Raw genomic sequence first — 13,655 nt, forward strand, 5'->3', positions numbered from 1 at the left:
AGTATATCAATTGGTTACTTAGGAGTTGTCACTTTGGTCATTATTACGTAATTTCATGGCCATTCTCAACTTTGGTAAATATACATTTACAGCATCATCTTCTTCTAAATTTTGATCATGCTTTTTAAAATCACTCATCCCGCGTGGATTTTTTTTCACTTTCCCATTATTATCAGCAAAGCCCCTTTGAGATTTCATCTGAAATTCTTCAAGTGATTTAGAATAATAATGATTAATACGTACTCGCTTCTTCGGCGCTGGTAAAGCTTGGGGATCAGTTTTATATGGATAAGCCCAAATTCTTTTACCGGTTTCATCTGTAGTAGCTCCGAAAACTTGCACAAAATGCGGGTTCACAACACGAATAGCTTTTCTAGGATTTATAATTATCTTGTAGTCCGCTAATAATTCATCAGTCGCATGTTTGCGATAGTTTTCTAATACAAGTCCCTTAGGACGTTTAACAAATCCATTACTACCATAAATCATCCAGCCAATCAACATTGCTGATCTTTTTTTTTCATTAAGAATATCCAATACCGATTCATTTCCTAGTGGCAATAGAAATTCGTCTAAATCTAAAATTGCCAACCATCGCGTTTCGTTTTTAGCCATAGCAATTGCTTCTTCATAAACTTCACGCTGTTTACCATGTCCATATTTTTTATGCAATTCGACAGTTCCTTCTAGAATATAAGGTTTTAATCTATCTTCTAAATCATCTTCTGAATCGTTATCAAACAAATAAAATTTAGTTACACCAACTAGCTTATGAAATTCAATCCACTCTTGAACATAATTAGCTTCATTTTTTAAAATTGCAGTAATGCCTAATTGATGAGGAAATACATCCCGATTATCATTCAAAGCTCTCAATAAAGACAATTTGTCGGCTTTCATAATTCCTTTAAGTTTACTTAGTTGTCCTTTAATACCATACTTTAAAAAAAAACATTTTCGCTTCCAATTTGGCATCTCAGTTTTATACATTATATCCAGACCTCTTTAATCAACTTTTTTTGATACTTCTTAACTGCTCTAGTACCGAATAATGGAAACAAGCCAATAAGAATTCTTTTTTTAGGTTCAAAAATATCTGATTTTAATTTCCAAGCATAATAACTAGAAATAAATGGACTGTGCGTTGCAAGACTATTAACCAATACCAAACGTTCATCTGAAACACTACCTAATTGTTTCGAAACAATGTATGCACTAAATAATTGAACCACTTTCTTGTCAAATATTTCTTGTAAACTCAATATTCGTTTGCATATACTATCTTTCTTACCACGAAAACCTATAACATTATTTTCGTGTTGCCTATATAAAACAAGTGGTTCATCAAGATATAGAAGCGTACCAGAAAAAACTAACATAAAAGCCATTGTAGCATCATGCATAACTGTATCATTAAATACCTTGCTGCCTAACTTCACTGCCATCTTTCTTGCTTCCTCATTAAAAGCAAAAGAAGATCCCGTAACAAAATAGTATCTAAAAATATTTTGTTTCACAAAGTCCTTTTCTTTAATTATCTTCGAGTACTCATTAGGCTTCATTAATAATCCAGTTGGCTTTGCATACTTATCAGCAACAAACAAATCACTAAAAATCCCTAATGGCTTCTCTTCTTGTTGTGATAATTCTAACTGATTAACCATCAATTGAATTTTAGTCTCAAGCCACACATCATCTTGGTCTGAAAAGAAATAATAATCAAAACCTTTTACTTCCTGCATTAACTTGTAAAAGGATAATTTAACACCAACATTCTTCTCAGCATATAAAATAAGTTTTCCTTCTTGCTCGTATTTTTTTAATATTGAAATATCTGATTGTGTCGAACCGTCATCTCTAACAAACAAACTAAGAACAACATTTTGTGCCAAACGTTGTCCCAAAATACTTTCAATCTGATCTTCTATATATTTATCACCATTGTAATGGGATAACAGTACTGCTACTTTCAGCATAATTCAGTCTGCTCCATTTCTACTTTCAAAACCCAAAAAAAAATTGGATTGATTGTACCTTCCTATACAAGAATAAATTCTTTCGAATATATACTTCATCTAAAATATCATTACAAGATAACTAATAACCATTAATATGCAGTATATATGGTAAATATTCAGCAAACTGAGAATGCCTGAACATACCTCCATCAAATGTTATCATTCCCAACAAGTATACAATTCCAAAAATAATGTCCTTGCTCTGAACTGTAAAAATTTGTTTACTTTTGTTTAACTTTTTATTACAGCAAATAATTAACACTGTAACAAATCCACCTCTTACTATTCTAGAAAAACTTGTAACCGAAACCATAATTAGAGGAAACAACAAGAATTGAATCAAAAATAGAGCCAATAAAATTTTTTTTTCGTTTCCAATTTGGTCACTAGCTGTGATTATGTATACTAAAACACCTAATAATGTAGATATTATTATGTAAGCAATCGCTGAAGTCACCCCCACACCCGATACAACAGCCTCAGTGTTAAATGACTTTCTACCACTAATTTGAGTTGCAAATGCTATAAATTTAATTATAATGCTGGGATTGATCAACTTGACCGTAATAGCAATGACTGCGTATAAAGGAATTAGACCAAGCAAAATTTGTCTTAATTGCGTAGTGGAAAATCTTAATAAAAACAAACCAATCAAAAACAAATAACCGAATGATTGTATGCTAGCACCTATTAGTATCAAGCACGTGGCTATAACAAAGTTCTTGCGGCTCCCTCCTTTTAAGAAACTATATCCAAACAACACCAGCGACAACATCAAAAAATTACGAACCTGAGTGACATCACTAAAAAAAGGAAAAACAGAATACAAAGCAATGAATTTTGATAAATTTACATCTAACTTTTTTAATGCTAACAAGATTATAAAAAAGGAAAGATAAAAAAATATTAGCCGAAACTCTCCATAGCTTAAGCCAATTTGATTTGCTAAAATGTTTAGTATCTTGAATCCCACTTCAAACTGCTGATTCTCTACACCAAATGGTTGGAACGATTTACCAATTTGTTCATAATAGTTTTGATATGTCAGAGTATCAAATGAAGAATCTGGTTGCATTGTACCTGCATAATAAGCAAGAATGGTAACTCCAAATAATGCTGGTATGATGGCATTCGGTCTGATTTTCCCAGTTATGTAATTTATAATTATTTGACCAAAATAAAGCACGTATTCACCTCTAAATTTCAAACAATATTTATGTGCCAGGAACATAAAGCATTTGTGCGCAATCAAGCAACATTACAAAGGCAGTAAGACTTTTAAAGTCCGCATGATGCCATCTGCTAATAATACTTTTGGAGACCAACCGGTTTTTTCTAGTCTACTTGTATCCAATGGCTTGCGAATATTCTTACTATACCCAAGTGCAGATGATTTTTTCAAATCATGTTGAACTTCAATAGACTTTGAAAACCTTTCGCTACATCTTGATATTAACAGCGCCAACTGTTTTACAGTAATGGGTTCCAATTCATTGCTAATATTCATGACAAAGTTTTTTTCTGTATGATTGAGTACAATGTAAAATATTGCAGATATAGCATCAGTTACATATATAAAAGCTCTCTCTGCACTTCCATTGCTATTAAGAATAATATCCTGATTTTCTTTGACTTTACCTATAAAATCAGACATAACCCTTCCATCTATCTTCATAGTTGGCCCATACGCATGCGCAATACGTGAAATTGATATATCTAAACCATACTCCTCGTGATAAGCTAACAACATAGATTCTGCCGACAATTTTGCAATGGGATATACATCTCTTACATTTAAAATATTGACAATACTATCATCATTTTCTTTCAGTTGGATGTTTGGATTCGAACCATATACTTCTCGAGTTGAGAAAAAATGTAAATGCGCATCATTCTTTTTGGCTAATTCGGCAACATTATATGTTCCCAAGGTGTTAGTTAAGGATATCTCAACAGGTTGTTTAACCATGCTTTCCGGACTAGCATTTGTAGCAGCATGAAAAATATAATCAATCTTCTCCTCAATGTTAATACGATCTGTAACATCCTGTTCAACAAATTCAAAATTTAACGTTTCGAGATTAGGTAGTTTTTTCGTGAATTCTTTTTTATTTCGTCCCAAGCCAATAACTCTGACTCCCAAATTTTCGTGGTCATTTAAATAAAACAAAGAATACGCTAAATAAGTAGCCAACATACCATTAATGCCTGTAATAAGCACAGTAGCATTTCTAAATTTTTGAAAATTTACATTAGATTTAGCGATTTCTTTTAAATCATTAAATACAACACTGTTATCATAATAGTTCATTTTTCTATCCGCCCTTGTTAGATTTGCTAAATGCCAAATATTTGAGCATTTTCACGCGCATCAAATAATGCCTTAAACATATAAAAGTCATCAGGTGTTGTTATTTTTATATTTTCGTAGGGCCCTTCCACAGTAAATAATTTTTTACCATAAAATGCCATTAAAGTGCTAGAGTCAACAAAATTATTCTTGCCACTAGCTATGGCTTTTTCTTCAATATCTAAAATTTCATGTAAATAAAAACTTTGTGGTGCTTTTGCAATACGTGATTTATCTCGCGCCAATACACTCTCGATTTTTTGATCATTATTTACAATTATCAAAGTTTCTTTTGCTGGAGCTACTGTAATCGCTGAACCTTTTTCTTTGACTGATTGAATATTGTTATTAATCACATCACCATTTATTAATGGTCTTACGCCATCATGAATAATCACAATATCTTTTTCTGAGTTGCTCATTTTTTTTGCAGCTTTTAATCCTGAAAAAATAGAAAGTTGTCCAGTATTCCCCCCAGAAACAATATTCCTAACTTTACTTAGATTAAATTTACTTACGAGGTTGGCCATCAGTGGCATACTGTCATTAGGCACAACAACAACAACAGCATCAATCTCACTAGTATTCTCAAAGATTTCAACCGTGTGAACAATGATAGGCTTGCCATTAACTTTTAAAAACTGCTTAGGAATTCCTCGAGTATGCATTCTCATCCCAACTCCGCCAGCAAAAATAACACCAATATTCATTTCATTACTCCTTCAAAAACCAGTATTTCACAACCAATTATTCATAAACGTCTCAATTGATTGTATTTAAAATCTATTCTGCAGGATTCTGAGTTTTATTTTAATAATACCCATGAAACCTTTTGCTACAATTTTCGGACTAAAAAACAATTTAGTTCGAACGAGTAAACGCTTACTATTAGCAATTCGTTGTAGAAAAAATTTATTTTCTTCTGAAATATCATCTTCTAAAGCTAATAACAAAAGTCTAGCGCGATCAGAATATACATGTGCAGGCATCCTTTTAAACCTCTTATACCTGTCAAGCAATCTAGGATGAAATTGGTTTGATGTGTTACCAAAACCCGTCGCAGTATTTGAATGCCTTCTATACTGAATAAAAGCTTCTCGATCATAAAATGTTTGGCCTACAAAATTTGACGCAGCAAATAAAAATGCGTCATGCGAATTATCTTTTATATCAGTTAATAACAAGTTTTTTTGAATTTTTTCCAATAACCCAGTAGTGAACACCATCGTAGATCCCGTAGGAAATCCATCAAAATATCCAACCTGCGGATTGATTGGAGCGAAATAAGTATCTTTCAATTTTTTACCAAATGATTCATTCTTCTCATTAATCATTTCCAAATTTGAATAATACAATGTACTCCTTGTTTTTTTTAATTGATCAACAGCTCGCTTCAATTTTTGCCCTAACCATATATCGTCCTGATCCGCTAGTGCAAAATAATCATATTCCGCAGTTGGTGCACCTATAATCAGCGAAAAAAAACTTTTACGCCAACCAATATTTTTTTCGAAAGTGACAACCACATTACTTTTTTTTGAATATTCTTCTAGAATGAATCGTGTTTTATCAGTTGATCCGTCATCTCTAACAAAAATAGATACATCGACATTTTCTTGATTCAATATGCTGTCCAATTGCTGAGAAATATACTTATCTCCATTAAAAGTCGACATCAAAATAGCAACTTTATCCATTATGACTCCATTTCGGCAATTAAGTTTAATCGTAATTTATCACTATATGATACTTTCGTATCAACTAAAACTGTATTGTGTTTAGGAATTCGTGTTTCCTTCGGTGGCATTTGCATATAATCTCCAACTACGGCATTCAGATATTCTTTATATCCCACAGGAACTGGCATTTCGACATCTTCAAATTTCATTAATTTTGTTCTACTAAACCATTTTGATTTAATGTGTCTCTTCAGTGCTTTTATACCAACCCCTAATTCAACTGCTTCATCAGATGAAGGATTGCCTAACTGAATCATTCTTTCTTCAGCAAACTTCCACAATCTAAACTTTAGATTGTCCGGCAAAATTTTTAATGGAACAGTCGCTACAGCTCTGACAAATCGTCCTTGATGATCCGGCAACCGATTAGCATTATATAATGAAAACATTGCGCCAAAAAACATTTGAAGGCAACTTCTCAATTTACCAATAGGGCGATAATCCAAAGGCATTATATCAAATCCAATTGACTGCGTTAATCCTTTTTCATATAAACTATGGCAATTTATGAATACAGTTTTTGAATCTTTTAATGTCATGCCTGTTAAATGTTGATTAACTTTTTTATCTGTTCGATTAAGAACTAATGATGTATCTTTAAAAATATCATTTCGTAATGAATAGAGTCTCTCATAGTCGCTTCTCCACATCATCACATCAATGTCATCATCCCATGGAATGAACCCCCCACTCCTAGCTGCCCCAATTAGTGTTCCTCCGCTAATAAAAAACGAAATATTATTTTGGTCCGCTATTTTTTTAAATTTTTTAAGTATTTCCAATTCCTTATATTGGAGCTCCCTTAATTCTTCTGTTGATGCTTCTTTAACATTAAAAAATTTCATAAATCAACGTAACCCTTCTTAATCACTGACATAAATTTCATAATCGTACATCTAATAACTATACTATCTCTCTTTAAAAACATGATCGGCTTTAATTACTGATACAATAGTTTTTACACAGATGCACATATCTAACTTTAAACTAACTGTTTTAGCATATTCAGCATCATACATAGCTTTATCATCATCAGTTATATCATTTCGTCCATTAACTTGTGCTAGACCAGAAATACCCGGCAGCACATGATCACCACCATTCGAACGGCGCATTTTCAATACATCAATATCTGTTTGCGCTAACGGTCGCGGGCCAATAAAACTCATTTCACCTTTTAAGATATTTATAAGTTGGGGTAATTCATCAATAGAAGTTTTCCGAATTAACATACCAAAGGGCGTCACATAATTCCTGATATCACTAAATTCTGAATGTGCTTTAATTGGTGCTGTCTCTGTCATAGAACGGAACTTATACAGTGTGAAAGGTTTAGAATTCTTACCGAATCTCTCTTGCTTAAAAAGCACGGGACCCTTAGAACTCAACTTAATGATTACTGCAACCAAAAAGAGCGGTAATATCATCACAAAAATCATAACTGCCGCAACAATTAAATCCAAAATACGTTTAATATATCGTCTGTACACCAAAAGCCTTTCCTCCTCTTTCTGTTCTCCCTATTAATCAACTATTTCGACTTGGTATCTCCATAACCATAAACGTATCCATAACCATAGCCGTACCCAGAACTCCCTTTCTTTCTACGACTTTGATCATTATAAATAAATCCTAATACAGGTGCTTCAGCAATTTTTAAAATTTCGTTTGTTCGTTGCAAGGCGCCTTTATTAGTTCTGCCACCGTTCACAACTATTGCTACACCATCAACTTTAGACATGAGAACCTGCGCATCTGTTACCATCAAAAATGGTGGTACATCAAAGATAATCAAATCGTATTGTGACTTGAGCTGCGTCACCAACTCAGTCATTCTACCCGAACCCAATAATTCAGCTGGGTTAGGTGGAATTGGTCCTGATGTTACCACATCCAAATTATCCATAGCAGTACGATGAACAACATCACTGATTTCTTTATGATTATCGCCTAAGTAATTCGTTAAGCCAGCCGAATTACGATTTAAACCAAAACTAACTGCCACAGTTGGACGGCGCAAATCAGCGTCAACTAACAACACTTTTTTCCCTTGCTGTGCATAGACAATTGCTAAGTTTGCAGTTACTGTGGACTTGCCTTCAGATGGCAATGCCGAAGAGATTAATAATGTTTTAATTTCGCCTCTAGATACTGCAGCAAACTCAATATTAGTGCGCAAAGTACGAAATTGTTCTGATACAGGGTTCTTTGGTTCAGCCGCTGCAATCAATCTAGCGCCGTTAGTCATTGTTTCAACAGGCAAACCATCTTTGCCAACACTTGATCGTTTCTTAAAAAAACTCATAATTATCTCCTCCCCTTTATTCCCGATCTAAACGACTCAAACGTGATCGTTGTGTCCCATTACTCTGGTTTACCTTAACTGCAGCACTACTTGAAGGTGCCATACTGAAGTTTTTGACTGGCTTAACATGACCGATAACACCTAAGTTAGTCATACCAAATAATTGTGAGACTTCATCTGGAGACTTAATCGTCGTGTCTGCCAATTCTTTAATCAGCATATAAAGGAAGGTTAATCCGCCAATAACTACTAATCCAGCCAATGTGAACAACTTAGTATTTGGTGAGACTGGCTTCTTGTTGGCTTTGGCTGAATCTATAATTGACACGTTATTAATTTTCATAAAGCCACCGATTTTGTCTTTAAAGACATCAGCCACTTCATTAGCTACGTCTGCGGCTAATTTGGGGTCTTTTGACTTAACATTAATTGAAAATACTTGTGAATTTTGTTGACTAGAAATCGTGACCATACTTTTCAATTCATCAACTGAAAGCTGGTACTTTGTTTTGTTAGAAGGCTTGGTGATTTCTTTTTGGGCCGGTGTGACTAAGCGTCGTGTGCCATCAGCAAGTGTGTCATAGACAGCATCTTTAGCCTTTTGGACAACAATCGGTGCTGGATTTTCTAATTTATCAGAAACAGCGCCTAGTACATTGCTTGAAATAATTAAATTTTTATATGTATTGATCAGCTGGACATCCGCCTGTTGATCAGACAAGTTAGCTGTGGCAGTACTCGTATCATCAGCTGATCGGTTAACTAGCATACTAGTTGATGCACTATATGTTGGCGCAATAACAAATTTAGCCACACCATAACCAGCACAAGCGCCAATAATAGCCATAAAAATAAGCGCAAAAAGATGCTTCTGAATGATATGCCATAATTGGCGCAGTTCAAGAACGTTATTCATGGTTCTTCAATCTCTCTCTTCTCTAAAATTTACTAAAAAACTTTCTTTTCACAATTGGTTCTGGTAAAAGTGTTGTGACATCATTACCATCTAAAATAGCTTCAGCATTGCTCTCCAACAATTGCTGATACGCTTTACCTAACTGCTTTTCAACTTTAACCATTGCTTCAGCTAATTCATAACTACGGTTAGGCAGATCATGGGCGTCAGACACAAAAACATGCGCTAAATTATGACTAAGAATTTGCTCAGCAAATTTCTCAACTTTTTTTCCAAATGTTCCCACATAAGAACTAGCAGTTACCTGAGCCAACGCACCCGCTTCGATTAAATCAAATAGAATGCTTGGCGTTGTCATAATTTTGGTATTTCTTTCTGGATGAGCAATTTCGACCGTAATACCACGTCGCATGATTTGAAAAATCATATCTGTACTGTAAGTAGGCACATCATCATCAGGAAACTCTAACAATAAGTAGCGGTTAGTCTCATCAGCGAACAGAATGTCATCATTATCCAGAGCTTGAAGTAAGTCACCATTTATCCTGACTTCTTGTGAGGGAAAAACTTGCAATGGAATATTATTATTATCTAAGTGACTTTGAAATTCTTCAGTTAACCGAATAACGTCTGGTTTATGATTCACATAGTGCCCATTCATATGATGAGGCGTCATCAATGCAGCTCTAATACCGTTATCAACCGCCTCTTTAGCCATACGGATAGAGGCTCTATATGATTTTGAGCCGTCGTCAATATTTGGTAATAAATGGCTATGCAAGTCTACAATCATTAAACAATCCTCTTTACTCGTCTATATAAGAATACAACTTTTTCTTTTACAATACTTTATTTCAAATTAATGTAAATAAACAGTAATTTTTGTTACTTAATAAAAATAAATTGTAACTAATGATATAAAGATAATTTATCAACGACACTCAATTAAAAAACTGCTTCGAGTATGATACAAAAATGTTTATTCAGTTATTGTGCAATTAAATGTTAAGTATCTTGCGCTTTTTATATCCCTTGATATAATAGGTTTTATAATATGCAATTTAATTATGCAAATTAATGAGGTGGAAAATGACAGTTTATGGCTATGCACGCGTCTCAACAGCGGGACAATCGTTAAATGAACAAAAAGATACTTTGAAGAAGGCTGGTGCTGATATCATTATGAGTGAAAAATATTCTGGGACCACTACCACACGTCCCCAATTCGAAAAGTTAGTTCATTTAGTTGAACCAAATGATACTTTGATTGTCACAAAATTAGACCGTTTTGCCCGTAACACGCGAGAAGCGCTAAATTTAATTGACTCCCTATTAAAAGAAAAAATCGTTATCAAAGTTTTAAACTTAGGAACGATTGATAACACTCCTATGGGTCGTATGCTTGTTAGAACCTTATTGTCGGTTGCGGAGATGGAACGTGACATGATTATTGAACGTACACAAGCAGGAAAAATATTTGCTAAGCAACACAATCCTAACTATAAAGAAGGCAGACCCAAAAGAAAAAAAGATAGCCGAAATACTGCTATCTTTGAATATTCAAAAACACATACTGTTAAAGTAACTGCCGAAGCATTCAATATTTCACCTAGGACCGTGCAATATATTAAAAAACTATTCAGATAATCATGAATGCTAAACAACATTGTTGTTTAGGTAACGGGAGAACAAATTAATATAAATATTATCAATGACTCTGGTTCAAATTGGGATACACTTGTGGAGCAAACTAGCATTCAGACGATATACTTTAATAGGGGAGTTAAAGTAGTTTTCTGGCTAAAATGATAAAAACATGAAACTATTACTATTATTGGTAAATTACTCAATTTTTTAAAAATTGAGGTATAAATGATTTTATTGCAAAAATTTTATGTGCATAGAGCGAAGATATACAAAAAATATTCCCTTTCAAATGATTTTAGATTGAACGAATATAAATATATGAAATACGCTTATAGAAAAATCAATACAATTATCAGTCAAATAAAATACTAAACGAAAAAATTAAGAAATATATTGAATATTACACATGGATATTGATCACTATTTATTCAATGAACTATTTAACATACTTTTAACAGTATTCTTTGTTTGCAGACCTACTGATCTGTCAATAATTTCTCCATCCTTGTAAAATAAAAAAGTTGGAATCCCAGAAATAGAGTGACGAACATTCAGCTCCATATTTTTATCTACATTTACCTTACCAAATTTAACATTTTTGTATGATGGGTCTTCTGCTACCTTTTCTAGAACAGAATCCATCATTCTGCAGGGGGCACACCAATCCGCACGAAAATCAACTATGGTTATCCCCTTTGACACAATCTGTTCGTAATTTTCTGTTGTTAACTCAATTTCATTTACCATATTATTTTCTCCTTGTACTGGGATAAACTATCGCTACTGCATAAGCTTTGGTCACCTTTGAAAATTAATATTAAGAATATAAGTATTAAATTCATTTTAATTTAATGACGTAACTGCAAAATTTGAATTAGAACATTAGCAACCTAGAGAATGGAGCTGACTATTTATTGCACTAAAAATTACTCAGACATCCAATGAACCGGATTATTCCCATTCTGTTACTTTGTTATCATTTAAACTGCGCTTGTAGTTAAAAAAATTTTTATATCAACAAATCGTTGTTTAAAATTATATTAACGTACGGTATTTCTTTCAGTGAACTGCTACACGATTCAAATTTAGATGAAAGATTTCTAAGTGGCTGTTATCATGATGCCTACAGACTAGATATTAATAAAATTAACCGTAGCCCATGCTGAACTTGATATGAAAACTATTATCTCTGGATCCAACACTGTTCAATTACTAGTAATCTTACACGACAAATTTTCATTTTTACCTACTAGGATAACAGGAAACTTCTCTAGATGCTTGACATCCTTTACTATCTTGGATCTACATTAATCACTACGGCTTACCCTATCTAGCTCACATACCAATAGAATTCTTTAATGGGAACAATCACATTGCTCATTATTTAAATTAACGACCTTCTTTTGGCTAAGTTTTAGCAGCAAATCTATAAATTTTTCTTATAATAAATTAATATGAAAATACCCCTATACTATATTTATGGACCGAATAAAATAGCCCACCTTCTTAGTATAAGAGCAGATATTAATAAATGAAAAATTAGGTTAAGAATATACACCAACAATAGTATGGTTTTCAGGGTTGAAAATTTTTTCCACAAATGCATCTGCATAGTCTGAATAGCTGATAAAGCTTTTACCCTCAGCATTAACGCCTAACTTATTGCCAGAAAACGAGTGATTACCAGTATGAGGTGCGTCAAATTCCATAACTACAGGAGGTGCCATGTATGTCCAATCAAAATCTTTTACCTCAGCTAAAGCTTTAAAAGCAGTAACTTCAGCCTCAGCGATTGGCTTAAATTCAGCAGGTACTTCTGGTGTATCAACTAACATTGTATGCTCGTCCACTAATAATACACCTGCACCACCAGCAAATACTAACCGAGTCTTTGTTTCTTTTAAAATTGAAATTAAATGTTCAGTAGATGTAATAAATTGTTTTGGATCATCAAGGGGCGCGTTAAAAGTGTTTACTAGTACGTCAAATTCTTTAATATCTTCAGACGTTAGATCAAAGATATCCTTTTCAATTACGGGCACATTAGTTGTAAGTTTTGCTTTATTTCGTACGACTGCAGTAGGTTTTTCACCCTTAAGAGTTAATTTTTCAACCAATAAAGTTCCTAATTTTCCAGTTGCACCAATAATGCCGATATTCATAATAAATTCTCCTTTGAATTAATTTATTCTTTATATATTATATGTTAAGATATAAAGTTGTAAATGTAAATAAAATATTGATAAATCACCTAGTTACTCATCAGTAACTATAGAAAGGAAGCACATTATGACAGAATTAAAACACCTAGAACTTCCCCCTTGCCCAGTTGCCACGACCGCACTTTTAATTGGAGATCATTGGAAGATACTGATTATTCGTGAATTGTTGAATGGTACAAGGAGATTTAGTGAATTAATAAAAGGATTAGATGGTATTTCAAATAAAGTTTTGTCACAGCATTTGAAAATTATGGAAATCCGTGGATTAGTTGAGCGTAAAATATATGCAGAAGTACCAGTAAAAGTGGAGTATTCTTTAACTGATATTGGGTGGAAACTAAAACCAGTGATCCATGAAATGTGGCAGTGGGGTGAACTCTATAAAGCTACAGAGGGAGAAAAGTAAATACTTCAATATTACATCTAGAAAGGTATAAAATATGAACAGAATATTATTA

15 protein-coding genes are annotated in these 13,655 nt (G+C 33.3%); 2 read left to right on the forward strand and 13 right to left on the reverse strand.

What is annotated here, in order from left to right; all coding sequences use genetic code 11:
* Window positions 1-18 precede the first annotated feature (18 nt).
* The 11 genes from FGL89_RS07985 to FGL89_RS08035 form a co-directional block, all read right to left on the reverse strand.
* Window positions 19-990, reverse strand: coding sequence for a glycosyltransferase family 92 protein (locus tag FGL89_RS07985; RefSeq protein WP_147000501.1), 972 nt, complete (start codon window positions 988-990; stop codon window positions 19-21).
* On the reverse strand, window positions 990-1,976 hold the full coding sequence (locus FGL89_RS07990) for a glycosyltransferase (RefSeq protein WP_147000502.1): 987 nt from the start codon (window positions 1,974-1,976) through the stop codon (window positions 990-992). The genes FGL89_RS07985 and FGL89_RS07990 overlap by 1 nt, the downstream gene beginning before the upstream one ends.
* Before the next feature lie 121 nt (window positions 1,977-2,097).
* Window positions 2,098-3,225 carry an EpsG family protein gene (locus FGL89_RS07995; RefSeq protein ID WP_186727208.1) on the reverse strand — a complete coding sequence of 376 codons (1,128 nt, stop codon included), beginning with the start codon at window positions 3,223-3,225 and terminating at the stop codon, window positions 2,098-2,100.
* Window positions 3,226-3,276: 51 nt separating this feature from the next.
* Window positions 3,277-4,329 (reverse strand): NAD-dependent epimerase/dehydratase family protein, encoded by a 1,053-nt coding sequence (locus FGL89_RS08000; RefSeq protein WP_147000504.1) that lies wholly within the window; start codon window positions 4,327-4,329, stop codon window positions 3,277-3,279.
* 26 nt (window positions 4,330-4,355) lie between these two features.
* On the reverse strand, window positions 4,356-5,078 hold the full coding sequence (locus tag FGL89_RS08005; RefSeq protein WP_147000505.1) for an IspD/TarI family cytidylyltransferase: 723 nt from the start codon (window positions 5,076-5,078) through the stop codon (window positions 4,356-4,358).
* A gap of 66 nt (window positions 5,079-5,144) precedes the next feature.
* Entirely contained in the window at window positions 5,145-6,065 is a 921-nt protein-coding gene (locus FGL89_RS08010) for a glycosyltransferase (protein WP_147000506.1), read from the reverse strand.
* The gene (locus FGL89_RS08015) at window positions 6,065-6,952 is read right to left on the reverse strand and encodes a LicD family protein (protein ID WP_147000507.1); all 888 of its coding nucleotides are present in this window, start codon (window positions 6,950-6,952) and stop codon (window positions 6,065-6,067) included. Before FGL89_RS08015 ends, FGL89_RS08010 begins: the two co-directional genes overlap by 1 nt.
* A 63-nt stretch (window positions 6,953-7,015) precedes the next feature.
* Window positions 7,016-7,597 (reverse strand): sugar transferase, encoded by a 582-nt coding sequence (locus tag FGL89_RS08020; protein ID WP_243129533.1) that lies wholly within the window; start codon window positions 7,595-7,597, stop codon window positions 7,016-7,018.
* A 41-nt stretch (window positions 7,598-7,638) separates the two neighbouring features.
* Window positions 7,639-8,412, reverse strand: a complete 774-nt coding sequence (locus FGL89_RS08025) for a CpsD/CapB family tyrosine-protein kinase (RefSeq protein WP_147000509.1) — start codon at window positions 8,410-8,412, stop codon at window positions 7,639-7,641.
* 16 nt (window positions 8,413-8,428) lie between these two features.
* Window positions 8,429-9,328, reverse strand: coding sequence for a YveK family protein (locus FGL89_RS08030; RefSeq protein ID WP_147000510.1), 900 nt, complete (start codon window positions 9,326-9,328; stop codon window positions 8,429-8,431).
* A 22-nt stretch (window positions 9,329-9,350) separates the two neighbouring features.
* A complete protein-coding gene (locus FGL89_RS08035) occupies window positions 9,351-10,121 on the reverse strand; it encodes a tyrosine-protein phosphatase (RefSeq protein ID WP_147000511.1) in 771 nt (256 codons plus the stop codon).
* Window positions 10,122-10,417: 296 nt separating this feature from the next.
* On the opposite strand from FGL89_RS08035, the gene FGL89_RS08040 reads away from it, so the two are divergent.
* Window positions 10,418-10,975, forward strand: a complete 558-nt coding sequence (locus FGL89_RS08040) for a recombinase family protein (protein ID WP_014975081.1) — start codon at window positions 10,418-10,420, stop codon at window positions 10,973-10,975.
* 420 nt (window positions 10,976-11,395) lie between these two features.
* On the opposite strand, the gene FGL89_RS08045 is transcribed toward FGL89_RS08040, so the two are convergent.
* Window positions 11,396-11,722 carry a thioredoxin family protein gene (locus FGL89_RS08045; protein WP_014335270.1) on the reverse strand — a complete coding sequence of 109 codons (327 nt, stop codon included), beginning with the start codon at window positions 11,720-11,722 and terminating at the stop codon, window positions 11,396-11,398.
* 797 nt (window positions 11,723-12,519) lie between these two features.
* Window positions 12,520-13,137 (reverse strand): NAD(P)-dependent oxidoreductase, encoded by a 618-nt coding sequence (locus tag FGL89_RS08050; protein WP_014335269.1) that lies wholly within the window; start codon window positions 13,135-13,137, stop codon window positions 12,520-12,522.
* Between the two features lie 127 nt (window positions 13,138-13,264).
* On the opposite strand from FGL89_RS08050, the gene FGL89_RS08055 reads away from it, so the two are divergent.
* A complete protein-coding gene (locus FGL89_RS08055; protein ID WP_014335268.1) occupies window positions 13,265-13,603 on the forward strand; it encodes a winged helix-turn-helix transcriptional regulator in 339 nt (112 codons plus the stop codon).
* The last annotated feature ends 52 nt before the right edge of the window (window positions 13,604-13,655 follow it).

The organism is Leuconostoc carnosum (genome assembly GCF_007954525.1).
Taxonomy (GTDB): Bacteria; Bacillota; Bacilli; order Lactobacillales; family Lactobacillaceae; genus Leuconostoc; species Leuconostoc carnosum.